This window comes from Xanthomonas hydrangeae, from assembly GCF_032697525.1.
Classification (GTDB): domain Bacteria; phylum Pseudomonadota; class Gammaproteobacteria; order Xanthomonadales; family Xanthomonadaceae; genus Xanthomonas; species Xanthomonas hydrangeae.
In genome coordinates this window covers 667,646-689,286 of sequence record NZ_CP103836.1, presented here as the reverse complement: position 1 = coordinate 689,286, position 21,641 = coordinate 667,646, and the positions used below count along the sequence as shown (strand labels likewise).

The 21,641-nt window shown below is 62.2% G+C and carries 16 protein-coding genes, 1 tRNA gene and 3 pseudogenes; 9 read left to right on the top strand and 11 right to left on the bottom strand.

Annotated elements, in window-relative coordinates:
- Positions 1-125 precede the first annotated feature (125 nt).
- The 4 genes and pseudogenes from NYR97_RS02830 to NYR97_RS02815 all read left to right on the top strand — a co-directional run.
- A complete protein-coding gene (locus tag NYR97_RS02830; protein WP_316696623.1) occupies positions 126-3,062 on the top strand; it encodes a TonB-dependent receptor in 2,937 nt (978 codons plus the stop codon).
- 731 nt (positions 3,063-3,793) lie between these two features.
- Positions 3,794-5,437 carry a glycoside hydrolase family 6 protein gene (locus tag NYR97_RS02825; RefSeq protein ID WP_316697976.1) on the top strand — a complete coding sequence of 548 codons (1,644 nt, stop codon included), beginning with the start codon at positions 3,794-3,796 and terminating at the stop codon, positions 5,435-5,437.
- Between the two features lie 406 nt (positions 5,438-5,843).
- Positions 5,844-5,933 carry a tryptorubin family RiPP precursor gene (locus NYR97_RS02820; protein ID WP_232372350.1) on the top strand — a complete coding sequence of 30 codons (90 nt, stop codon included), beginning with the start codon at positions 5,844-5,846 and terminating at the stop codon, positions 5,931-5,933.
- A gap of 98 nt (positions 5,934-6,031) precedes the next feature.
- Positions 6,032-6,925, top strand: a pseudogene (locus NYR97_RS02815) (cytochrome P450); the annotation flags it as partial.
- 348 nt (positions 6,926-7,273) lie between these two features.
- Here NYR97_RS02815 and NYR97_RS02810 read toward each other — a convergent pair.
- From NYR97_RS02810 to NYR97_RS02790, 5 genes are all read right to left on the bottom strand, one after another.
- Positions 7,274-8,326 (bottom strand): LacI family DNA-binding transcriptional regulator, encoded by a 1,053-nt coding sequence (locus tag NYR97_RS02810; protein WP_316696622.1) that lies wholly within the window; start codon positions 8,324-8,326, stop codon positions 7,274-7,276.
- A gap of 193 nt (positions 8,327-8,519) precedes the next feature.
- Positions 8,520-9,938 carry a M20/M25/M40 family metallo-hydrolase gene (locus NYR97_RS02805; RefSeq protein ID WP_316696621.1) on the bottom strand — a complete coding sequence of 473 codons (1,419 nt, stop codon included), beginning with the start codon at positions 9,936-9,938 and terminating at the stop codon, positions 8,520-8,522.
- Between the two features lie 110 nt (positions 9,939-10,048).
- Positions 10,049-10,480: a large-conductance mechanosensitive channel protein MscL gene (gene mscL, locus NYR97_RS02800; RefSeq protein ID WP_104591819.1), complete on the bottom strand. Its 432-nt coding sequence runs from the start codon at positions 10,478-10,480 to the stop codon at positions 10,049-10,051.
- A 60-nt stretch (positions 10,481-10,540) separates the two neighbouring features.
- Entirely contained in the window at positions 10,541-11,254 is a 714-nt protein-coding gene (locus NYR97_RS02795) for a fumarylacetoacetate hydrolase family protein (RefSeq protein ID WP_006448454.1), read from the bottom strand.
- Between the two features lie 88 nt (positions 11,255-11,342).
- Positions 11,343-11,618, bottom strand: a complete 276-nt coding sequence (locus NYR97_RS02790; RefSeq protein WP_006448453.1) for a hypothetical protein — start codon at positions 11,616-11,618, stop codon at positions 11,343-11,345.
- Positions 11,619-11,880: 262 nt separating this feature from the next.
- Here NYR97_RS02790 and NYR97_RS02785 point away from each other — a divergent pair, with 262 nt between their 5' ends.
- Entirely contained in the window at positions 11,881-12,222 is a 342-nt protein-coding gene (locus NYR97_RS02785) for a Rieske (2Fe-2S) protein (protein ID WP_205393908.1), read from the top strand.
- A gap of 133 nt (positions 12,223-12,355) precedes the next feature.
- On the opposite strand, the gene NYR97_RS02780 is transcribed toward NYR97_RS02785, so the two are convergent.
- The 4 genes from NYR97_RS02780 to thiS form a co-directional block, all read right to left on the bottom strand.
- Positions 12,356-14,218, bottom strand: a complete 1,863-nt coding sequence (locus tag NYR97_RS02780; protein WP_205393909.1) for an SLC13 family permease — start codon at positions 14,216-14,218, stop codon at positions 12,356-12,358.
- 66 nt (positions 14,219-14,284) lie between these two features.
- Positions 14,285-15,070, bottom strand: coding sequence for a tRNA (guanosine(46)-N7)-methyltransferase TrmB (gene trmB, locus NYR97_RS02775; RefSeq protein ID WP_316696618.1), 786 nt, complete (start codon positions 15,068-15,070; stop codon positions 14,285-14,287).
- 171 nt (positions 15,071-15,241) lie between these two features.
- Positions 15,242-16,036: a thiazole synthase gene (locus NYR97_RS02770; RefSeq protein WP_016903327.1), complete on the bottom strand. Its 795-nt coding sequence runs from the start codon at positions 16,034-16,036 to the stop codon at positions 15,242-15,244.
- Positions 16,037-16,085: 49 nt separating this feature from the next.
- On the bottom strand, positions 16,086-16,286 hold the full coding sequence (gene thiS, locus NYR97_RS02765; protein WP_104583664.1) for a sulfur carrier protein ThiS: 201 nt from the start codon (positions 16,284-16,286) through the stop codon (positions 16,086-16,088).
- Positions 16,287-16,476: 190 nt separating this feature from the next.
- On the opposite strand from thiS, the gene NYR97_RS02760 reads away from it, so the two are divergent.
- From NYR97_RS02760 to NYR97_RS02745, 4 genes and pseudogenes are all read left to right on the top strand, one after another.
- Positions 16,477-18,261: an autotransporter outer membrane beta-barrel domain-containing protein gene (locus NYR97_RS02760; protein ID WP_316697971.1), complete on the top strand. Its 1,785-nt coding sequence runs from the start codon at positions 16,477-16,479 to the stop codon at positions 18,259-18,261.
- Between the two features lie 121 nt (positions 18,262-18,382).
- Positions 18,383-18,456: transfer RNA gene (locus tag NYR97_RS02755), tRNA-Gly, on the top strand.
- Between the two features lie 67 nt (positions 18,457-18,523).
- Positions 18,524-20,091, top strand: a pseudogene (locus NYR97_RS02750) (tyrosine-type recombinase/integrase).
- 178 nt (positions 20,092-20,269) lie between these two features.
- Positions 20,270-20,539 carry a hypothetical protein gene (locus NYR97_RS02745; RefSeq protein ID WP_316696613.1) on the top strand — a complete coding sequence of 90 codons (270 nt, stop codon included), beginning with the start codon at positions 20,270-20,272 and terminating at the stop codon, positions 20,537-20,539.
- 175 nt (positions 20,540-20,714) lie between these two features.
- Here the strand turns inward: NYR97_RS02745 and NYR97_RS02740 are convergent, their stop codons facing one another.
- Together NYR97_RS02740 and NYR97_RS02735 are read right to left on the bottom strand one after the other, a co-directional pair.
- On the bottom strand, positions 20,715-20,894 hold the full coding sequence (locus tag NYR97_RS02740) for a hypothetical protein (RefSeq protein ID WP_316696611.1): 180 nt from the start codon (positions 20,892-20,894) through the stop codon (positions 20,715-20,717).
- A gap of 138 nt (positions 20,895-21,032) precedes the next feature.
- Positions 21,033-21,277 (bottom strand): annotated as a pseudogene (locus tag NYR97_RS02735) (hypothetical protein).
- Between the last annotated feature and the right edge of the window lie 364 nt (positions 21,278-21,641).

Sequence of the window (21,641 nt, the reverse complement as noted above, 5' to 3'; positions counted from 1 at the left end):
CCACGCCGTGCCCCCGCACGGCGTTCGCACTGACGCGCCGATTGCGCGTCAGCCAATACCGCATTGCCGTTGCTGCAATGCCATTCGAAACGGTCGTGGATTGTCGTCATCCCTGGGAGGGGACCATGAACAAGCTGCATTGGAACACCCGCCACACCCCACTGGCTGCCGCACTCGCGGCAGCGCTCACCTTGCTTGCCGGCAGCGTCAACGCGCAGGACGCCAGCAGCACTCCTGGCGTCACCGAACTGGACAAGGTCATGGTCAAAGGCGTGCGCGGCGCGCAGGCCGAGGCCATCGAAAACAAGCGCACCGCCGCGCAGATCATCGACTCGATCTCTGCAGAGGACATCGGCAAATTGCCCGATGTCACCATCACCGACTCGCTGCAACGCGTGCCCGGCGTGCAGATCCGGCGTTCGGCCGGCGAGGGCTCGCAGCTCAATATCCGCGGCATGCCGCAGGTGCAGACCACCATGAACGGCGAGTTGTACCTGAGCGCCGGCGGCGGCGACCAGTACGGCCAGCCGAACATCGGCCGCGCGCAGCCGGATTTCGTCGACATTCCGCCGACCTTGTTCAGTGGCGTGGATGTGATCAAATCGCCCACTGCGGCCGATCTGGATGGCGGCATCAGCGGCACGGTATCGCTCAAGACTCGCCGCCCGTTCGACCTGCCCGAAGGCTGGACCTTCAGCGGCCAGGCCGAAGGGTCCTACGGCGATCGCGTGCAGGAACTCAACGAACTGTACTCGGGCCTGGCCAGCTTCCGCACCGAACGCTGGGGTGCGTTGCTGGCGGTGTCGTATTCCGATGCCACGTTGGAAAACAAGCACCCCAGCGTGTATTCCAATGGCGCGCAGAAATCCACCGAGCAGAATGTGGGTTTCGATTTCAACGGCGACGGGCGCATCGGCAGCAATACCGATCCGTCCAACCTGCCGCGCGACTATTTCTACAACTGGGTCGCCACCGAACTGGACAACCGCAGCACCGACCGCCAGCGCACCGGCATCAACGGCTCGTTCCAGTTCAACATCAACGAGTCGTGGACGGTGCTGGCCGATGCGGCCTACACCAAGCTCGAAGATCAGGACACCTCGGTGGCCGCGCAGCTGCATACCGGCTGGGCGACCAATCAGCTGCAGCCCGGGTCCATCGTCGATCCCAATGGCGTGCTTGAATATGGCCAGTTCCGCTACAACCGTTTTCAAGCCCATTCCATGGCCGGTGTGGCCGATTCGAATGCGTTGAACACCAATCTGGAACTGCGCTTCGACGATGGCGGCCCGTTTCGCGCATCGTTCCGTTGGGTGCACGGCGATGCCGAGCGCACCTACGACGAAGCGCGCGCCGATGCGGTGGTGACGCGCGGCGACCAGATCACCCGCGCCGGCGGCGTGACGCAATGGGCAAACGCCAATGGCTTGCCAACGGTGGATGCCTCGGTGGATTTCCGTGGCACCTATCCGGCGGTCAACCTCGGCACCGATGTGTCCAACCCGGACAACTGGCAGCTGATGTCCACCTGGGCGCAGGGCAACAAGATCGAAGCGACGATGGATGCGTTCCGCGCCGACGGTACTTTCGAGTTCGACGAGGGCGTGGTGCGCGGCTTCCAGTTCGGCATCCGTTATGGCGAGCGCGAGGTCAAGCTGGATACCTATCGCTACCTCTCGCCGGTGTCGACCGGCTGCGCCGATCCCAATCGCTCGCTGTACTACTTCAAGGATCCACTGATCGTGGATACCTGCAGCGGTGTCTCCGAAGCGCGCCTGCTGCCGTTCAATTCGATTCCTGGTTATTGGGCGTATTTCAACGATTTCGATCCGCTCAAGGTCACCGGCCTGGGTAGCCAGGGCCTGCCGGCGATCAACCCGCAGGTCATGAAGGACCCGGTGGCCTATCTCAATAGCCTGTACCCGGGCAATGTGGCGTACCAGCAGGCCTCCGATTCGTACAAGGTCACCGAAAAGAGCACGGCGGCGTACTTTCTGGCCAATCTGGAAGGCGGTACCGGCAGCGCCGTACCGTGGACGGCGAACATCGGCGCCCGTATCGTGCAGACCAAGCTGGCGATCGATCAATACCTGAGCAGCGGCAATGTGTTTATCGGCAATGTCGAATGGAACGGCGTCAGCCCGGCGATCGGTACCAATCGATTGAACCGCCAATACACCGACGTGCTGCCCACCGCCAACCTGTCGCTGGACATCAGCGATGCGCAGAAGCTGCGTTTTGCCTACAACAAGGCAGTGGCGCGTCAGGATCTGCCCGATCTTGGGCGTGGCCTGGTGAGCTTCTATGCAGTCAATGGCACGCCGCCGCGTGATCCCTCGCTGCCTTCGGATGCGGTGTTGTTCCTCAACGGACGCTCCGGTAACCCGGATCTGGATCCGTACCGCGCCACCAACTACAACGCCTCGTGGGAGTGGTATTTCGCCGATGCCTCGTTGATCAGCGTGGGTGCGTTCCTCATCGATGTGAAGTCGTTCCCCACCACCGTCACCAACATCGAACTGCTCCCCGATGCGGATGGTGTGGTACGCGCAGGCGGGCCGGTCGAGCGCATCGTCAACGGCGGCGGCGGCAAGATCAAGGGTTTCGAAATCGGCTACCAACAGGCGTTTGATTTCCTGCCCGGCTGGCTCAGCGGCTTCGGCACCAACATCAACTACACCTTCTCCGATGCCGACACCGACAACACCGATATCGACGGCAACACGCTGCCGATCGGCGACAATTCCAAGCACCAGGCCAATGCGGTGCTGTGGTACCAGAAGGACAAGCTGCAGGCGCGCGTGGCCTACAACTGGCGCAGCAAGCGCTTCAGTCAGGTCAACAGCTCAGCGTGGGGCGATGAACTGGCGATCTGGAACGATGATGTGGGCTATCTGGATGCATCGCTCAGCTACGACGTCAACGATCACCTGACGCTCTACGCGCAGGCCACCAACCTCACCGGCGAAAGCGAACGCCGTTACGCGCAGTGGACCAACCACTACTTCGATCAGAACATCTTCGAGCGGCGGTACTACGCAGGTCTGCGTCTGCGCTTCTGATTCGGTTGCATCGTTGTGCGACACAGCGCACCCGCGCGCTGTGTCGCACATGTTTCGTGCTTGTCACTCTCCAAGCGGCCATTGCGTCTTCTTCCCGTCGCCGTTAGTTGCGGCGCTGCAGTACGCCCGACGGAAACGTCGGGCACCCTCCCATTCGGCCGCATCGTCGGGAAGCGATGCGGCCATTTTTTGTGCGTGATGGCACATACATTTGCGTAGTAATGCCGGCAGTTGAAATGCCGCTGCGGCCAGTGTCTGGATCTGTGTTCAACCGCAATGTTTGACGATTGCGTCTACCAGGTATGCGGCGTAGTTTCCGCATGGCGAGTCCAGCACCACTCGCAGGCACAGCAGCAATGCTGCTCGCTCATTCGCTCCCTGGAGATACTCCGCACATCACAGAGGCAACGGCCGCGAAGATAATGGCGTGATGCCGCTGTTTGTCTCTACAGACGCTGAGGGCTTGGGTGAATCGTTCCAGAAAGCAGGGCAGGCCATGTGGCCTGAGTTCCTGCCTGGGCGTCACCGATTGTTGCCATGCAAATCTCTTCGGCCTGGCGCTGATGGAGTGGTTTCGCTTGGCTTGAGAAATCTCTAATGGGTGCCTCAACGAAGGAAGGATCGCAGGCCACCAAAGGCAGTGCTGTATTCGAGTCTCATAAAAACCATCAAAAACCAAGGTGAATATTATGAAATCCAGAAAAAGCATCCGTCGCCACTTCAAGCGCACGATGGCGCTATCGCTGTTGGTTGTGAATCCATTCCTCGTGGCAACTGTTTGCGCTCAGGTGCATGTCGATAACCCTTTCGTCGGTGCGACCGGCTATGTCAATCCTGATTACGCAAAGAAGGTCGATGCATCGATTGCGAAGGTGAACGGTGCGCCGCTGAAGGCCAAGATGGGCGTGGTGAAGACCCTTCCCACTGCGGTCTGGCTGGATCGTATCGATGCGATCGCTGGCGGTTCGAAAAATGCAGGCCGTCTCGGTCTGAGAGCCCATCTGGATGCGGCATTGGCACAGAAAAAAGCAAATACGCCCATCACGGCCAGCTTTGTGATCTATGACCTGCCTGGGCGTGATTGCCACGCATTGGCCTCCAATGGCGAATTGCCTTTGACCCCGGCAGCCCTGGAGCGTTACAAAAAAGAATATATCGACGTCATTGCCGCCGTGTTTGCAGATCCGAAATACAAGGAGATCCGCATCGTCAATGTGATCGAACCGGATAGCCTGCCCAATCTGGTGACCAATCTAAACGATATGCGCTGTGCGTTGGCAAACTCCACCGGGATTTATGAAGAGGGCATCAAGTACGCCATCAACAAGCTGCATGCCATTCCAAATACCTACAATTATCTGGATATTGGCCATTCCGGCTGGTTGGGGTGGGACAGTAATCGCGGCCCGACCATCTCGCTGTATACCAGGGTGGTTCAGGGCACAAGCGCAGGGCTGGCAAGCGTGGACGGGTTTGTTACCAATACTGCAAACACCACGCCGCTGAACGAGCCCAACCTGCCCAATCCCGAGTTGAGCGTGAATGGGCAGCCGATCAAATCGGCAAAATACTACGAATGGAATCCCTATTTCGACGAGACCGATTTTACCCAGGCGTTGTATAGCGGTTTCGTCAGCGCGGGTTGGCCAGGCACGATCGGTTTCATTATCGATACGGGCCGCAACGGATGGGGTGGGCCGAATCGCCCCACTGGCGCGTCGGGCAGCGATATCAACACGTACGTCAATGTGGGTCGCATCGATCGTCGTTTCCACCGCGGCAACTGGTGTAATCAAAGTGGTGCAGGCATTGGTGCCCTGCCGGTCGCGGCGCCAGCCCCGCATCTGGATGCGTATGCGTGGGTCAAGCCGCCGGGTGAATCCGATGGTTCCAGCACCCTCATTCCCAACAACGAGGGGAAAGGCTTCGACCGCATGTGCGACCCCAGCTATACGACCGCCGATAACGTGTTGACCGGCGCACTGGCAGGCGCACCGATTTCGGGTGCATGGTTCCACAACCAGTTTGTCGAGCTGGTGAACAATGCCTACCCGGTGATCGGGACGGCCAGTACTACGTTGGCTGCGCCGGCACCAATGGCCGCGCTGACTGCAACACGGGGCCTCACCGCCACAGTTGGCGACAGCCGAGTGAAGCTGAGCTGGTCTCCGACGCTGGGCGCAACCAGCTATACCGTGAAACGTAGAGCCGGTGCCGCAGATGCATTCACAACGGTCGGTTTCAATGTCGCATCCACGTCGTATACCGATCAGGCCGTCAGCAATGGCGTGGCGTATGACTACGTGGTGACGGCAAATAATCAGGCAGGCGCGCGTGTGGATTCGGCGGTGGTGAAGGCCAGGCCGCTGCGGTAACGATTGCATCGTTCAACGTTGCGCCGCATACCGCCAGAGCAGGAGGTCTGGGGGTCCATTGCCCGCATGGTGATGACTGGCGAAGGCAGCGTGCGGTGTGGTCTCGCAGATTGACTTAGCCCATTGCCGCGTTGCTGATGTCCTTGAAGGGTCGGAGCTGGCGGCCGTAGGGTCGCCAGCTCCGATTTCTTGAGTTTGCGAAGTCGTTTACCTAAAAAACGAAGGATGGTAGGCATGGGCGTCGGGCATGGCTCGATCTGTGCGCGAACGCAGTTTTTCAGTGTTGTACCAGCCATCTTTGCAGCGTAGCGTCCTGGTGGCGGGCACAACCATTGTTGTTCGCGTGCAAGAACCAAGCGTTGATCGTCGGTAAAAATCCCCCGAAAGGGCAATCCCTCCCAGCAGGATCTCGCTCATGAAGATGCTTTTTTCGATCAAGCACATGTTGGCCTCCAAGAAGAGTCTCAAGTCCTACGCCTGGTACATCTGGTACTGAGTTCAATTCAGCGTTCGTGCTGATGTTATGTTGGTAGTCCCTCGCCCGCGCGAGGTGAGCGTGTTGCCAAGCGCGGGCGTTATCGAGCGGAGAGTCCCATGCCTGTGCTGACTGCCGATGGGTTTGCGCGCACCACCGTGTTTGCGCCGCGTTTGCAGGCGCTGTTGGGCGAGCACATAGGCAAGGACGTGTTTCGATTGGATGCCGATACCGTGGGTGTGGCCGGGCCATTGCTGACGCACAGGTTGCTCGACGCGCGCCCGGCGACCGAGATTGAGCGGCCCACGTTCAAGCCGTTGCATGGCCGTTCGATTCCGCGCACGGATGCCTCCAAGCTGATGCAGGCGATTGGGCGCGACGTGCGCGAAGCATTGAAGCAGCCCGTGTCGGCGCAGGTGAATCTGTCTGGTCCATGGCCGCAGGTGGGTCACCTCTATCTGCGCGATTTGCTGTTGGCTGGCGATCCGTTACGGCTGCGCGTGCTGATGGACCGTATTCTTGAGCTGACGCCCAAGTTGACCTGGGTCGTCATCGCCACAGGTGCCTTGATGCCATTCAAGCTGCAGCAAAGCGCCTCGGCGCTTGCCACATTGACCGCTGCGGCCGGCAACTACGATGAGCGCCGCTATGCGATGGGGTTGTATCGACGCACTGCCGCGCCGGTGTGCTTCACCATTTCCACCTTGGTGGCCAATGCGCTGTGGCTGGGATCGCCATTCGACCCCGCAGTGCCCAGCCGCCATCTGGTCTACGAGTCGCTGCGGTTGCTGCCGCCGTCGTGGAATATCTTGCGCAACGCATCGCCGGAATATCCCGCACTCGATGGACGCATCGGCACCCAGGACGATGTGCTGGTACTGCCATTGCTCAGTCATCGCGATCCCGTGCTCTGGGAGGCGCCGGAAGCGTTTCGGCCAGAGCGTTGGGACCACCTGGATCCTGACAAGCACCCTGGCTATCTTCCGTTCGGGCACGCGTCCGAGCGTTGCTGGGGGCGGCATATGGTGATGCCATTGGCCGAGCGCCTGCTGGACGCACTACGCAGCCAGGGTCTGGTCGCCAGCCCGAAGCAGCGCAAGGCAGTGGTGCCGTTGACCGGTCTATTGGGCGTTGCGCAGGTCGATGTGGTGCGTGGATAGACGCGCACGGCAGCACTGCTTTCCTAGGCTTCGTTGCGATGTTGTAGGGGCGTAGCGCAGCGTCGATCTGTGTCGGTGATGGGCCGATGACATGCTGATCGATCGTGCATTGCACGATGCAATGTAGTGGTATCGATCCTGCAGCCGACACACGGCCCGCAGATGCAGCGGTGTGAGCCTGTGCGTCCGTGTGCCGATGCATTACGCCTGATGCGGCCCAGCCGTGGAGCCACGCTTCACCAGCGTGTACTTCATTACCTGATGCACGCCTTGTGTGGCATCGCCCTTGCGCCGTTGGCGGATCGCATCGGCGAGCAGCGACACTGCGGCGCGGCCCATCGCGGTGACCGGTTGATGCACGGTGGTGAGTTCGGGCCAGATGGTGGTGGCGACCGGGGTGTCGTCGAAGCCGGCCACCGATACATCTTCCGGGACGCGCAAGCCCAGCCCGTGTGCCACCGCCACTGCAGCAGCGGCCATATCGTCGTTGCTGCAAAAGATGGCGGTGGGCGGTTGCGCTTGTGCGAGCAGGCTGCGTGCGGCGAGCAGGCCGGAGCGATAGGTGAATAATCCCTCGGCGACTAACGCGTCTGCGACCGTCAAACCCGCAGCCTGCAAGCTGTCGAGATAGCCATTGGCGCGTAATGCGCTCGGGGTGTGCTTGGGGTCGCCCTTGATCAAGGCGATGCGGCGATGGCCCAGTTCGATCAGATGATCGACGATGGCGCGCGCAGCCTGATAATCGTCGATGCGCACCGAACTGATTTGCGCCATCGGCGCGCCGCTGGCCACTGCGACCACCGGGATGCCGCGTGCATCGAGTTCAGCGATGGTCTGGCGCGAATCGCATAGCGGTGGCGGCAATATCACGCCGTCCACGCCTGCGGCGAGCAAGCGCTCGGTCGCGGCACGTTGGCTGCGGATGGCGCCGCATTTTTCCACCAGCACCTGGCTGCCATTGAGGCTGCTCTGTTCGAGCAAGCCGAGCATGAATTGATTGAGATAGGCGGCGCTGGGATTGCTGTACAGCACACCGATACGCAACAGACCGCTGGTGCGTAACGAGCGGCCGGCCAGGTTCGGCCGGTAGCCCAAGGCCTGCACCGAGGCTTCCACGCGCACGCGCATGTCTTCACCGACATGCGGGTGGCGGTTGATGACGCGCGAGGCGGTCATCGGCGAGACGCCAGCGTGTTTGGCGACATCCAGCAGAGTCGCTGCAGTGTTCGCACTGCGTTGCCGCTTGGCCGCCATTGTGTGTGTTCGTCCTGGAGTGGAAGCGAAAGGGCAGGTGGTGCGCTTGAAGTCTGCAGCAACTCAAAACATGCGTCGCCGCAGGCCATTGGCGCTGTCGATGTTCGCTAGTGACACAGATAACGCACACCGTGCGCGTCATCTGTGCCGCCTGTGCTCAACCGACGTCCGCCCGCAACGTCTTCAAACGCATTTACTCGCTCGGTGGCTGCACAACTTTCGCGCGACTACCGAAATCGCCATCCGCCTCTGCCGCCAGATACGCAAACACGGTGTAGGCAGCCACGTTTTGCGCGAGCGCTTTCGGGTCGATCTTGTCCAGGGTGTCGTCGGCGGTGTGGTGCAGATCGAAGTAGTCGGTGCCGTCCTGCGCCAGCCATGCCCAAGCGCCACCCTTGGCCGAGATCGGGCCGACATCCGGGCCGGGGCCGCCCTTGCTAGGCTCATATGCGATACCAAGCGGTGCCAGCACCTCGGCGATTTGTTTGGTCGCTGCGCGCGACTCTTCCGGTGCCGCCGAGCCGGTGTTGAACGCATAGATACGCCCGGCGCCGAAGTCGCTCTCCGCGCCGATCTGATGCAGCGCCATGTCCTTGGCATCCTTGCCGTGTGCGGCCGCGTATGCTTTGCCGCCGTACAGGCCTTGCTCCTCGTTGGCGAAGGCCACCACGCGAATCGTGCGCTTGGGCGCCTGCTTGAGTTGGCCGATCAAGTGGCCCGCGGCCATGGTGATCGCAACGCCGGCACCATCGTCGATCGCACCGGTGCCCAGATCCCACGAATCCAGATGCCCGCCGATCACCACCACTTCCTTCGGCTTGCTGCGCCCGGTGATTTCGCCGATCACGTTGTACGAGGTCGCCGTGCCGTCCCAACCGCAATCCAGTGCCAGCCGCAGATGCGTGCTGCCCAGCGCGGTGAGCCGCGCGAGCTGATTGGCGTCCGGTACCGACAACGCCGCTGCCGGCACCGGCGCCACGCCTTCATCGAAGCGGGTGATGCCGGTATGCGGCACGCGATGCGAGTCGGTGCCGGCCGAGCGCATCACAAACCCGATCGCGCCCTTGCGGATCGCTTCCGATGGGCCCTTGCTGCGCACCGCGCCGCCATTGCGGTAATCCTTCCCGTCGCGCGCCTTGATCATTTGATAATCGACAAATGCGATCTTGCCGGTCAACGAGCCGGCCGGTGCAGCCTGCAACGCAGCGAGATTTTCAAAGCGCACCACCTCGCCTTCGACGGTGCCGCCCGGGCTGCCGCCCAGCGCGGTGATGTGCAACGGCTGCGCATGCGCGCCGATCACCGTGGCCTGCTCGCTGCGACGCTGCCACTTGGGAAACGTCACCGGCTCGGTCCACACCTTGTCGAAGCCCAGCGCGGTGAACTTGGCCTTGGCCCAGGCCACCGCGCGCGGATCGGCTTCGCCGCCGGCAATCCGCGGGCCCACTTCGGTGGTCAACGATTCCACCACTGCAAAGCCGGTGCTGTCGGCCAACGCCTGCTCGCGCAGCTGTGCGGCGGTGCGCAGCGCGCTATCGGCGATGGTGGTTGGTGCGGCCAGCGCGGGCGCGCAAGCGAGTAGGGCAGAGATGGCGACAGCGAGACGACGCATGCAGGGCGGCTCCAACGACAAGGGGGACCCCGAGCTTATCAGCGCGAGGTCCCCCGTCTGCGTGCGAAAGGTCATCCTCCTGCGCGAAGTTGCGCAGTGGATGTGTCCGCTTACGGCACGCCTGGCGTCTTCAGCGTGTCGTTCTTCAGCGAGTCGCGAATCTCGCGCAGCAGCAGCACTTCTTCGCTCGGGCCTTTGGGAGCATCCGGTTTGCGCTGGGTGAGGCGGTTGATCAGCTTGACCACCAGAAAGATCGCAAACGCAATGATCACGAACTGCACGACGGTGTTGATGAAATCGCCATAGCCAATCGCCACGGCCGGGATTTCCTTGCCGGTAGCATCGACGCCGGCCGGTTTGAGCACCCACGCCAGCCGCGAGAAATCCACATTGCCGATGGCCCAGCCGATCGGCGGCATGATGATCTTCTCCACCAGCGCGGTGACGATCTTGCCGAACGCCGCACCGATGACCACACCGACCGCCAGGTCGATGACATTGCCACGCATCGCGAATTGCTTGAATTCGCTGACCATTCCCATAGCGCACTCCTGATGCGGTCGCGGACCAACTGCCGCAATGAGATCGTAGCGGGCTGCGTGTCAGCCCGCGATGATGCCGTGGCGCTCGGCGACGTTTTCCAGGCGGGCGCTGAACTGATCGCCGGGCAGCAACGGGCCGACACCGGCCGGCGTGCCCATGAAGATCAGATCGCCCGCGCGCAATGCATAGAGCTTGGAGAGCTCATGCAGAATCTCCGGCACATTCCAGATCATCTGATCCAGCAGCGATTGCTGGCGCACTTCACCATTGACCTCCAGCGACAGATTCAACGCGTCCAGCGCGCCTACCTCGCCGGCATGCACCAGCTCGCTGACCGGCGCGGAATGATCGAAGCCCTTGGCGATGTCCCACGGCAGGCCCTTGGCTTTGGCGGCTGCCTGCAGATCGCGACGGGTCAGATCCAGTCCCACGCCGTAGCCATAGATCAAGGCTTCGGCCTGATCCACCGGCAACTCGCCGGCCGGCGCATCGCGGCCCAGCGCCACCACCAGCTCCACTTCGTGGTGCAGTTCCTTGGTGCCGGGCGGATACGGAATGTGGTCGCCGTGACCGACCACGATGGCATCGGCAGGCTTCATGAAAAACGTCGGCTGGCCGCGTTCGGCTTTGGAGGCAGGCGCGGTGGCGCCCATCTCGCGCGCATGATCGGCGAAGTTGCGGCCCACACAGTAGATGCGGTGCACCGGAAAGTTGCCGCCACCAACCACCGGAATGCGCGGAACATCGGCGGCGGGAATCACATCGTGGGTCATGCACGCATCCTTGGGGAACGGGACGCGTGAGTCTAGCCGTTTGGCGGTGTACGACAACACCGTCTGCGCGACATGCGCGCAGCGTCGCTCAGTGCGACAACGGCAACGCGGGCTTGCGCACCACGCGGTATTCGGCTTCGACCACGCGCGCTTGCTGCGGCGCACGTCGATTGGACTTGCTCAACAATTTCCAGGCGATGCCGCCCAGGATCATGGCCGCACCGACGAACACGCTGAAGAAGATCAACACCGCAAGAATGACCAGACCGGCCAGACCCGCAGCAACGCGCACCAACGGGTGACGCGGTTTGCGCGGTGCAAACAGGTGGTGAATGTTGCCGAATTGGAAGATGCGTGCGGGCATGGCGGTGGGTTGCCGGGCAGGAAACAGGCAGGCAGTATCGTTGCGGTTTCATGTCATTGAGTGAAAAGTTCGTTAAATGCACTCTGGTTTTGCGGCGGCCATCACGTTCGGCCTAGCGCATAGGTTTGCCTCGTCGTCGCCTGCGGCCTGCGATGGGCGAGGTATTCGATGTGCGCTGATGCGCCGATCCCGCCGGTAGTCCAGTGCAGCAGCGATCCAGATGCATGCCACAATCGACATTCGTTCTCGATCGGCTGATCGCATGTCTTCGTCATCGCCCACCACGCTTGTCGAACTGGCGCAGATTCCCGACGCAGGATTTCTGGAAGTCGAAGCGGTGTGGGATGGCGGCCCGGAATCGCTGGTGTTGTATCGCGAAGGTACGCAGGTGCGTGCGTGGTTGAATGTATGCCCGCATGCCGGCCGTCGGCTGGATTGGGCGCCAGGCCAGTTCCTCAAGACCAAGGAAGGCCATCTGGTCTGCGCCGCACATGGCGCTGCCTTCGAGCTCACCAGCGGCGAATGCATCAGCGGCCCATGCCGCGGTCAATCGTTGTTGACGGTGCCGGTGCGCATCGAGGGCGAGCAGGTTTTCCTGGGCTAGGTCGCTCGGCTCCTCCGGCAGCGACGTTGCGTGCAAGCCCGGGCGAGTGCGTGCAGCGTGTCGGCGATATCCGTGGTGGTTGCGTGCCAGGTCGCGTTGCAGCTCGCGTGCTGCTAAAAGCCGCTACACCGATTCAGCGCGCCGCCCACCAGAACATCAGGTTGATCATCGACACCATGACCACGATGTAGATCAGCGACAGCGGCGCGCCTACGCGCCACAACTCGCGCGGTTGATAGTTGGCCGGGCCGGCCACCATCGAGATCACCGGGTTGGAGGCGGTCATCAGATTGTTGGATGCCGACAACGCCACGATCAATGCGAATGCGGTGGGATTGCCGTTGGCCGCCAACGCCAGGTTGACCGCGATCGGCACCATCACGATGGTGGCGCCGACATGGCTGATCACCAGCGAAAACGCAGTGGTCAGCAATGCGAGACTGATTTCCAGCGCCCACACCGGCACGCCTTCGGGCAGGCGGTCGATGGTGTGGCCGGCCACCCAGGCTGCGGTGCCGCTGCTGTCCATCGCCCAGCCCAGCGGGATCAGGCCGGCCATCATGAAGATGGTCTTCCAGTTGATCGAGGCGTAGGCCTCGTCCATGCGCAACACGCCGCTGACCAGCATGCAGGCCACGCCGGTCATCAAGGTCAGCGCCACCGGCAGACGCGAGGTCAATGCGATCAGGATGGTGAAGGCGAAGATCGCCATCGCGATCTTGAACTTGTGCGGGCGCTGCTCGCCCTTGGGAAAGTCGGTCACCGGCACGAAATCGCGGCTTTCCGCCGCCTGCGCCAGGTCCTGCCAGATGCTGTGGAACACCAGCATGTCGCCGCCACGCAACGGCACATTGCGCACGTCTTCGCGGATCACCTGCTTGTCGCGGTTGATCGCCAGCAGGCTGATGCCGCTCTGCTTGCGCAGGCGCAACTCGGCAGCGGTCTTGCCGATCAGGCGCGAGTTGGGCGGAATCAGCGCTTCGGAAATGCCGGCCAGGCTGGGATTGAACAGATCGCCCAGATTGCGCAGGCGCGAGGACATGCGCAGGAACTGGTTCTGCGCAAAGTCGGTCACTTCCTGGCGCGGTCCCATCGCACCGAGCACGCTGCCGACCCAGATGCGCATGTCGGCCGGCGGCGCCAGGCGGGTGTCGTTGCCGGTCTTCAGGGCCAGCAGCAACGGCGCGTCGTGCAGCGCCTCGGCTTCGCCCAGGGTCATGCCCACCAGCGGGCTTTCTGCACTGACGGTGAGCTCGAACACATCGCCGTCGATGCCGTAGGTCTTGGCGAAATAGCTCTCGGTGCGCGAGGGCGTGACGCCTTCGTTGATCAGGCGTTCTTCTTCGATCAGCTTGCGGTCGCCGTAGAAACGGAAGTACAGCAGTGCGGCGATCAGCAAGGCCACGCCGATCGGCAGCGGAGCGAACATCGTCAACGGCTCGATGCTGGCCATGCCCGAGGGCAGGTTGTTGTTGGCGGAGACCAATAGATCGTTGAGCAGGATCAGCGGCGAATTGCCCACCATGGTCAGTGCGCCGCCCATCACGATGGCCGCCGCGATCGGCAGCAGCATGCGTTGTAAGGTGAGCCCGGTGCGGGCGGCCAGCCGTGAGGCGACCGGCAGGTACAGCGCCATCACTGACGGGTTCTGCATGAAGGACGAATTTAGGCCGGAGATGGCCAGCGTCATCATCATCAAGCGTTGTTCGCTGCCGTGCGAACGCCGCAGCAGCCAGGTCGCCAAGCGATTCAACGCACCGGTGCGCTCCAGCCCCGCACCGAGAATGGTGGTGGCGATGATGCTCATCACCGCGTTACCGGAGAAGCCACCGAACAGTTCTTCCGGCGCCACCAACCCGGTCACGCCCAACACCACCAGCACGATCAACGCCACCACATCGGCGCGGATGCGCTCGAACAAAAACATCGCCATCGTGAAACCGACCAGCCCGAGGACGAGCTTCATATCGTTGGTCAGTGTCAGCGCGGTGTCCATTGGGGGCCGGGAATGGGGAGTCGGGAATGGGGAATTGGCAGAGCGGGAAAGCGCTGACGCTGTGAGTTATCCGGGGGGCGCCGCCGTTTGCTCCTGCAATTCCCGATTCCCGATTCCCGAATCCCGGTCATACAGCAGATCCCACACGCCATGACCGAGTTTCTGGCCGCGGGTTTCGAAGTGGGTCTGCGGGCGCCAGGCGGGGCGTTCGACGTGACCACGCGGACCGGCACGATTGACCAGGCCGGGTGTGGCGTCGAGCACGTCCCACATCTGTTCGGCGTAATCGGCCCAGTCGGTGGCCACGTGCAGGCGGCCGCCATCGCGCAGCTTGCGCACGAGCAGCTGCGCTAACGCCGGCTGGATCAGGCGGCGCTTGTTGTGGCGCTTCTTGTGCCATGGATCGGGGAAATAGATGCGCACTTCGTCCAGCGCGCCATCGGCGATTTCGTGTTCGAGTACTTCCACCGCATCGTGGTGATAGAGGCGCACATGCGTGCTGTCGTCGTCGTGCAAGGCATTGAGCAAACGACCGACGCCGGGCGCATGTACCTCGATGCCGATGTAGTCGCGGCCGGAATCCTGCTGCGCGGCAAAGCGCAACGCTGCGCCGTTGCCGAAACCGATTTCCAGCACCTTGGGTGCGGCACGGCCGAAAGCGGCATCGAAATCGCGCGGCGCACCGACGTAATCCAGACCGAAGCGCGGCCACAACTCATCGAACGCGCGCTGTTGCGCAGGCGTAAAGCGGCCCTGCCGCAGCACGAAGCTGCGCACCTGCCGGCGGCCCTCTTCGATGGTGAAGGGCTTGGGCGGCATCTTGGCGCCGTCGCTGCTGAAAGGATCGGTCATGAGTAAGTCACATCAGAAAACAAAGCCCCTCTCCCTTTGGGAGAGGGGTTGGGGTGAGGGTACGGGGTGAGGAGGCACTCGCAGCAACGCGCGATCTAGCAACGGCAACATCCGGCACGCCACACGGCCAATCATTGCGCATCGACCGCACTGTCAACGCCGCACACCCACTCATCCAATCACACCATCAACCGGACTCGACGCCGACGCATATCGCTTGCGCGGAATCCGCCCAGCCAGAAACGCCTCGCGCCCCGCTTCGATCGCCTTGCGCATCGCGCTCGCCATCAGGATCGGATCGCGCGCGCCGGCAATGGCGGTATTCATCAGCACGCCATCGCAGCCCAGCTCCATCGCGATCGCTGCGTCCGATGCCGTGCCCACGCCGGCATCGACAATGATCGGCACCTTGGCGTTTTCGATGATTTCCAGCAGGTTGTACTTGTTCTGGATGCCCAGCCCGGAGCCGATCGGCGCGGCCAGCGGCATCACCGCCACGCAGCCGATCTCTTCCAGCCGCTTGGCCAGGATCGGATCGTCGGAGGTATAGACCATCACGTCGAAGCCGTCGGCGACCAGCTGCTCGGCGGCCTTGAGCGTCTGCACCACGTCCGGATACAGCGTGCGCTCGTCGCCGAGCACCTCAAGCTTGGTCAGGTTGTGGCCGTCCAGCAGTTCGCGCGCCAGCCGGCAGGTGCGCACCGCATCTTCAGCGGTGTAGCAGCCGGCGGTGTTGGGCAGCAGCGTGTAGCGATCCGGCGGCAGCACATCGAGCAGGCTGGGCGCGTTCGGGTCCTGGCCGATGTTCACCCGGCGAATCGCCACAGTGACGATCTGCGCGGCGGCCGCTTCGGTGGCCAGGCGGGTTTCGTCCAGATCCTTGAACTTGCCGGTGCCGGTCAGCAGGCGCGAACGGTAGGGCTTGCCGGCGATGATCAGCGCATCAGAGGGGGCGGTATTGGTCATCAGGCAATTATCACCGATCGCGCGCAGCTGCGCCGGCCTGCGCGCCGCATCAACCGCCGCCCAATGCGTGCACGATCTCCACCACATCGCCGGCACGCAACCGGTGCGTGGCATGCCGCCCGCGCGACACGATTTCGCCATTGACCTCCACCGCCACGCGCCGCTGTGCAAGACCTTCCTGCTCCAGCAGGGTTGCCAGCAGCAAGTCGTCGGGAATGTCGCGCGGGGTGCCGTTGAGTTGAATGTTCATGTCATCATTGTGGCATCGCGTGCCATAAGGGCGCGCGTTTTTGCGTTATGCGGCAATGCAGCGTGAGCGCGGGCGGCGAGGGTGAAACCATGTGCCATGCGCCGGCGTACGTCAGCAGGTCCGGTCCAGTTCCACACTACCTTGAGCAGGCACTTCCATGGCTTCAACTCTTCGCCCGATCCGTTCCCTGATGGCCGTGGCCATCGCCATTGCGGCCACCCCGGCCGTGGCCGCGTCTGCCTTCGACCAGACCGTGTTCTTCGGTGACAGCCTCACCGACAGCGGCTACTACAACCCGTTGCTGCCGGCCGCCTCGCGCGCAGTCACCGGCAAGTTCACCACCAACCCGGGCTGGGTCTGGGCCGAATACGTCGCCGACCATTACGGCACCAATGCAGCGCCCAACGGCAACGGCCAGACCGGCGACAACTACGCTGCCGGCGGCGCCCGCATCCAGGCCGGTTCGACCAGCGTGCTCGGCGCCGCGCCGTCGGTGACCAGCCAGATCAACACCTACCTGAGCGCCAACGGCGGCCAGGCCAATCCGAACGCGCTCTACACCGTGTGGGGCGGCGCCAACGATCTGCTCGCCGCTGCCGCCGCACCGGCCCAGGCGCAGGCCATCATCGGCAACGCTGTCACCGCGCAGGTCGGTGCAGTCGGCGCCTTGCAGGCCGCCGGTGCGCGCTATGTGATGGTGCCGACCATTCCGGACGTGGGCATCACCCCGCGCTTCCGCGCCGGCGGTGCCGCCGCGATGGCGCAGGGCACTGCTGCGGCAACCGCCTACAACACCGCATTGTTCAATGGCCTGCGCTCGGCCGGCCTGCGCGTGATCCCGGTCGACACCTTCCACATCCTGCAGGAAGTGGTTGCCGATCCGGGTACTTACGGCTTCAGCAACGTCACCAGCACCGCCTGCAACCCGGCAGTGCCGCTACCGGCGTGTAACCCGACCAGCCTGGTCGCGGCCAATGCACAGAACACCTATGTGTTCGCCGACGGTATCCACCCGACCACCGCCACCCACCAGATCCTGGGCCAGTACGCCATCTCGCTGCTGGAAGCGCCGCGGTTGCAGCAGGTGCTGACGCAATCCGCGCAGGCCATTGGCCGCGCACGCGCCGACCAGGTGGCGTGGCATCTTGACGGCAAGCCCGACGCCGACGGCCTGCGTTGGTGGGGCAGCGTGCGCGGCGACATGCAGCGCTACGACCATGCCGATCTGTACGACGGCATGGCACCGGCCGGCCTGTTCGGTGTGGATTGGAGCGCGGGCGATCTGGTGTTCGGCGGTTTTGCCGGCTTCGGCAGCATGGATGCCGATTTCGGCAACCGTAACGGCAGCTTCAAGCAGGACGACACCACCCTGGGCGCGTTCTTCGGCTGGTACACCGGCCCGGTGTGGGTCAATGCGCAGCTCAGCTACAGCGCGCTGCGCTACGACGTCGACCGCGAAGTGCAGCTCGGGCCGGCCACGCGCGTGCACAGCGGCTCGCCGGACGGCAGCAACCTTACCGCTGCGGTCAACGCCGGTTATTCGCTGGGCGAAGGCAACGTCAAGTACGGCCCGGTGGTCGGCCTGACCTGGCAGAAGCTCAAGCTCGACGGCTATACCGAAAGCAACGAAAGCTCCACCGCGCTGGGCTACGCCGATCAGGACATCGACTCGCTGGTGGGCCGCATCGGCTTCCAGGTCCGTCTGGACGGTGCTGCGGTCAAGCCTTACGTGCAGGCCACCTACGACCACGAGTTCAAGGACGGCACCGAAGCCAGCGCCTGGCTGCAGTCGATGCCGGAAGTCGGCATGTACACCGTGCCGGGCCAGAACTTCGATCGCAACTACGCCACCGTCGTGCTGGGCGCCCGCACCGGCCTGTGGGGCCTGCAGAGCAACATCGGCCTGAGTACCACCACCGCCCAGCGCAGCGCCCGCGATGCGACGCTGTTCGTGAACTTCAGCGGCAACTTCTGATCCACGCCGCACCGTTGTCCACGCGGTAGATCTGCAAGACACGAGGGCCGGGCAACCGGCCCTCGTCACGTTCGTGCATTGCGCCCGACACCCGCACCCGCCTAAACTCTCACAACGCCACGCGGGCGTAGCTCAATGGTAGAGCTGTAGCTTCCCAAGCTACTGACGAGGGTTCGATTCCCTTCGCCCGCTCCAGAGCGACCATTCAGTCCGTAACTGGTTGATTGAGTTGGATATTCAGGCCGATTGATGATTCCGAGCGATGCCCTTCGAGGTATCAATCGAGGTATCAATCTTGCCCAAGCCTCTGATGATTTCGCGCTCAGCCGGCCTGTATGCGCGCTTCTTTGTTCCCACCGATCTTCGAGCCATGATTGGCTCGCGTTACCTTGTCCGATCGCTGGGAAACCGTCGTGGTGACCACGCCAGGCTGGCGGCGGCCACGATGGGGATGGCACTATCGATTGCATTCGATGCCATGCGGAAAGGGATGACCGTGGATCTGGACGAACTGCTCAGGAAAGTCCGCAGTGGGGACATCTAAAGAGCTGACGCTGAAAGATGTGACGTTGCCGGACGGCACGCGCATTGCCCAGGCGCAGTTGGATAACCCCGCCGATGCCGGGATGTTCGGAGACCTCATGGTGCGGTCGCGGCAGACAGAGCCCACCGAGGTCATGGCGGCGAGGGTGGCCAAGCGTCGGCAACAGTTGCGCGAGGGCAGTCAGCGCATCTCCGGGGACGCACCGAAGGCGCTGGTGCTGTCCAAGGCGATGGCCGATCATTTGAGGGACCTGGCCGGGGCCCGTCTGAATCAGAAGACCGTGTTGGAAAGCCGCCATACCTTGCGCCTGTTTGCCGGAATCATCGGCAAGGACGTCCCCGTGGCCTCGCTGACCCAGGATCACGTGCGGGCCTTCTTTGAGGGCGTGCGTTGCCCTCGAATGCGACCAAGCGGCCGGCCTACCGAGACCTGTCGGTGCCCGAGGTCATCAAGCTGGCCAAGAAGAACCAGGAACCGGAGCCGGCGGCGTGGACCATGGCGAAGCACCGGCAGTGGTTGAGCGTCTTCCTGGTGTCGCTGGTCGAGGGCAAACACCTGTCGGTGAATCCGCTTGCGAGTATCCGGGCGATAGCCACGCCGGATTCGGAAGACACCGGCTCACCCTTCACGGATGCTGAGTTGAAGGCCATCTTCGACCCGGTCGAGTTTCCCAAGTGGGCATCGAAGTATCCGCATCGCTGGTTCGGGCCCATCCTCGGCCTCTACTCGGGAGCACGCGTGAACGAGATTGCGCAGCTCCGGCTGGAGGACATCGACACCATCGACGGGGTGCCGGGCTTCTTCGTCCGCAAGATCGGGAAGAAGCAGAGCATCAAGAACAAGCACAGCCGGCGGTTTATTCCGCTGGCGCAGGCGGTGATCGATTGCGGCTTCCTGGAATACGTGAAAGAGGCCCGGCAAGCCGGGGTTGAGCGGCTGTTTCCAGACCTGCCCAACTCGACAGGGCTGGGCTATGGGCACCAGCTGAGCCGCCAGTTCTCCGTCTACATCAAGCGACAAGGCGTATCGGAGAAGGGGCAGGGCAGGGGTTCCATGGGTTCCGCCATACCATCGCTTCAAAGCTCGACGAGGCGGGGGTGTCGGCTTCCGCGATTGGGGCACTCACTGGGCATGGGACTGGCCAGACCGTGTTGGAGAAGTTTTACATCGATCGGAGGAGCTTGCCGGACTGAGTGGCGACGCTGGCAAAGTTGAATGCCCCGGCTGAGCTGCCTAGCTACACTCCAAGGCAATTTAAAGACAATCTGAGCCAGACAAATAGGTGACGGAAGAGGGGGGGGGGGCGAATCGACCCGAACCTCTTGACCCCGTGTCAGATCGCAAACCGGACATGTGTCCTGTGTCATCGCATCGTCGCCTCAAACAAAGTTATTGCGTATGCCCAACGAAAACAGGTGAGCAGCTGCTGTGGGCAGTCATGACTTGACGTAAGGAGCATAAGCAATGCAGAGCGGAATGCGAGTGAAGGATGTCATTGTCGTTCAGCTTATATATTTCACCAGTTTGAAGTCCGGCTCCGAGTTCAGGCTTTACGCACCGTCTGACTCTTGGGTTTCCCACGGAGCGCGGAGTCCCGGAGCATTGACTAACTCGCTCCCCAGAAATGAGGTTATTGATTTGATTAAAAATATCCGTCAGTGGAAGCCGATCATTGCGCCGAAAGCTATTAGTCTTGATCCAGAGATTTTTGCGATTGCCCGTGCGGTGTTTTAGGACACTGCGGGAATTCTCGGTCGCTTAGAAGGCCAGTCAGGCGGCATCCCCTACGATGATGAAGATCAGCCGTCGAGGCTATTTTGGAACATAGACTTGAACCAAAACCGCGTCATATCGGTTGCAGAGTCGCTCGACAACGCAAAGCTTGCCTTTGAGGGATTGCTTGAAAGACTCAGTTCATCTCTTGATCGCGCCACCTGATAAGCTTACCTTTTACAGGCTTATCCTTAGCATCTTTCAGGTGCTGCGCAAACAGTTCGACAGCCTTGTCAGCCTCTACTTTCGCTTCTTCAGCCGTAACTCTCCCAAGTGCCGCAATAAATGCTTTCGTCCAAAGCTTGCCGTTCGTCATGCGTTTTCTCCTTAAAGTGATGCTTCTTACCATCTTCTTCGCATGTGTCAATCGGGCGGAATTTCAGAGTTACCTAACAATAAAGGCTCCGCGACTGCGGAGCCTTTATTGTTTATTGAGCAGCGCCCGCTGTGCTGGCTACTGAGTCAACTGCGCATGCAACACGAGCAGAAACATTGGCAGCTCACTCAGCACAGCGAAGGCTTCGAGCGCGCCCGTCCGTGTCAATGCCGTCATGACCCACCACTGCCACCATGAGAAACCCTTAGCCCTAGCCTGGGCCACACGAGCATCGGCCGTATAAAGGCGTTCTACCTTCCGTATTCCCCGCCGGGCCATCAGCGGCTCGACGATGAGCCTAACGGTCCGGGGAAAAGCACGATGCTTAAAAACTCATCGGGTCAGCTGCACCCAAAGCACCATGGGAGTGCGCTGAGCACAGAGGTGATCAATGACGGTCAGCGGCGTCATCCCCCACCACTGCCCCCCCCTGAAGCCCTGGCCATATTGACGGGGGCATAAGCTGCTCTCGAATAAAGGCACTCTCTACCGGCGGCCGCTGCTAGCCGTCACGCCACACCACGGAGCGCAACGGGTAGGAGCAAAAATCCCGCCGACCAGCGGTGAGTTAGAAGCCAAGACTTTATTCGGGTAGCTGGCGCCCATGTGAGCTGCTGTCATGCTTTTCGTGGAGTTTTAGAGCTCCCCGCCCGCATAGGCTGGTCTCAGATGAGCGTCTGTCCAGCA

Bases quoted from the DNA above. Each gene is read 5' to 3' on its own strand.
- NYR97_RS02830 (WP_316696623.1), top strand. From the start codon at position 126: ATGAACAAGCTGCATTGGAACACCCGCCACACCCCACTGGCTGCCGCA.
- NYR97_RS02825 (WP_316697976.1), top strand. From the start codon at position 3,794: ATGGCGCTATCGCTGTTGGTTGTGAATCCATTCCTCGTGGCAACTGTT.
- NYR97_RS02810 (WP_316696622.1), bottom strand. From the start codon at position 8,326: ATGGCGGCCAAGCGGCAACGCAGTGCGAACACTGCAGCGACTCTGCTG.
- NYR97_RS02805 (WP_316696621.1), bottom strand. From the start codon at position 9,938: ATGCGTCGTCTCGCTGTCGCCATCTCTGCCCTACTCGCTTGCGCGCCC.
- mscL (WP_104591819.1), bottom strand. From the start codon at position 10,480: ATGGGAATGGTCAGCGAATTCAAGCAATTCGCGATGCGTGGCAATGTC.
- NYR97_RS02795 (WP_006448454.1), bottom strand. From the start codon at position 11,254: ATGACCCACGATGTGATTCCCGCCGCCGATGTTCCGCGCATTCCGGTG.
- NYR97_RS02790 (WP_006448453.1), bottom strand. From the start codon at position 11,618: ATGCCCGCACGCATCTTCCAATTCGGCAACATTCACCACCTGTTTGCA.
- NYR97_RS02785 (WP_205393908.1), top strand. From the start codon at position 11,881: ATGTCTTCGTCATCGCCCACCACGCTTGTCGAACTGGCGCAGATTCCC.
- NYR97_RS02780 (WP_205393909.1), bottom strand. From the start codon at position 14,218: ATGGACACCGCGCTGACACTGACCAACGATATGAAGCTCGTCCTCGGG.
- trmB (WP_316696618.1), bottom strand. From the start codon at position 15,070: ATGACCGATCCTTTCAGCAGCGACGGCGCCAAGATGCCGCCCAAGCCC.
- NYR97_RS02770 (WP_016903327.1), bottom strand. From the start codon at position 16,036: ATGACCAATACCGCCCCCTCTGATGCGCTGATCATCGCCGGCAAGCCC.
- thiS (WP_104583664.1), bottom strand. From the start codon at position 16,286: ATGAACATTCAACTCAACGGCACCCCGCGCGACATTCCCGACGACTTG.
- NYR97_RS02760 (WP_316697971.1), top strand. From the start codon at position 16,477: ATGGCCGTGGCCATCGCCATTGCGGCCACCCCGGCCGTGGCCGCGTCT.
- NYR97_RS02745 (WP_316696613.1), top strand. From the start codon at position 20,270: ATGCAGAGCGGAATGCGAGTGAAGGATGTCATTGTCGTTCAGCTTATA.
- NYR97_RS02740 (WP_316696611.1), bottom strand. From the start codon at position 20,894: ATGACGAACGGCAAGCTTTGGACGAAAGCATTTATTGCGGCACTTGGG.